Raw genomic sequence first — 1,345 nt, forward strand, 5'->3', positions numbered from 1 at the left:
GTTTAGAAGGCAAAAAATAGTTTGAACTAGGTCAGTTCTTAAATCGTAAGTTCAGGTAAATTTACATTATTTTTTCGATAGGATTTGTATTTGATGTTTGGATTCAGATGGACTTCAGTAGGTTTTCTGAGATCCAGGCTAAAATGGGTTCTTAAATTGTTATAAATATAGACGGCTTGTTGTGTCATTTTTTTTGCTAATTCAGTGTTTTTAATGGTTTGTTTTAATCCATATTCATATTTAAGAGTTCTATTAATGCGTTCAGCAACAGCATTTTCGTAAGGATCGTATTGTTCAGTCATACTCATTGTAATTCCATTACCTTCAGCAAACTGTGTGTATTTGGGGTTGCAGTATTGGAAACCTCTATCCGAATGATGGATAAGCTTTAGATTGGGATATTTTCTATTTTTAATAGCCATAGCGAGCGCATCTGTGCAAAGTGATGTTCTCATATGGTTGTCGAGTTTATATCCCATAATCTGCTTAGAATAAGCATCTGTAACAATGGCTAAATAATTATGACCGTATTGTGTTTTAATATAAGTGATATCGCTGACCCAAAGTTGTTCAGGACGAGTAGGGACATGGTCTTTTACCAGGTTTTTATATTTTTTGTACATATGGTTTGAGTTTGTAGTGGTAATGTAATTTTTTGTTTTAGGAATTAAAAGGTTATTTAGTTTGAGGAAGCGATAGAACTTGTCTCTACCAATTTTAATATCAGCGCTTATAAATTCTCGTTTAAGTTCTTTATGTAGCTTAATACCACCAGTTTTTGAGCCTACTTTTTTACGGTAGTCTTTGACCATTTTAATCATTTTTTGATGATCTATTTCTTTTTTCTGTTGAGTTCTTAGTCTTTTGTAGAAGGCTTGTTTAGATATCCCAAAACATCCATAGAGCCATTTTCTTTTATACGCTGTTTTTTCTTTAACTCTATCTCTTTTGCTAATGTTTTGGGTAATGACTTTTTTGACATATCGACTCCTGTAATAAGTTCCATGTCAGCTATAATGTCTTGTTGAAAGTCTTTTTGAAACTCAAGTTCTTCAATCTTTTCCTTTAACTTTTTAATTTCATCGTTTTTACTCATACCCGTATTTTGTTGTACTAAAGTACTGTATTTTCTTAACCAATAGGTAATGGTTGTTCGAGGGATATCGTATTTTTTTGAAGCTTGGTTGTTTGAAAGCTGACCATTTAAGATTTGGTCAACGACTAAAAGTTTGGTCTCTAAAGTGGCTTTTTGGTAACTTTTTTTTCGCCAGTGTTCATTTTGTGTTTTCATAAGTGACTGTAATTAATTGCTTAATTTTTAGTCAACCTATTTCAGGAAAATTCA

At 32.0% G+C, this 1,345-nt stretch carries 2 protein-coding genes; both read right to left on the minus strand.

What is annotated here, in order from left to right:
* Positions 1-38 precede the first annotated feature (38 nt).
* Positions 39-968 (minus strand): IS3 family transposase, encoded by a 930-nt coding sequence (locus HM985_RS17060; RefSeq protein WP_179377411.1) that lies wholly within the window; start codon positions 966-968, stop codon positions 39-41.
* Positions 857-1,291 carry a helix-turn-helix domain-containing protein gene (locus tag HM985_RS17065; RefSeq protein WP_173589740.1) on the minus strand — a complete coding sequence of 145 codons (435 nt, stop codon included), beginning with the start codon at positions 1,289-1,291 and terminating at the stop codon, positions 857-859. Before HM985_RS17065 ends, HM985_RS17060 begins: the two co-directional genes overlap by 112 nt.
* Positions 1,292-1,345 lie beyond the last annotated feature (54 nt).

This window comes from Winogradskyella wichelsiae, assembly GCF_013403925.1.
GTDB lineage: Bacteria > Bacteroidota > Bacteroidia > Flavobacteriales > Flavobacteriaceae > Winogradskyella > Winogradskyella wichelsiae.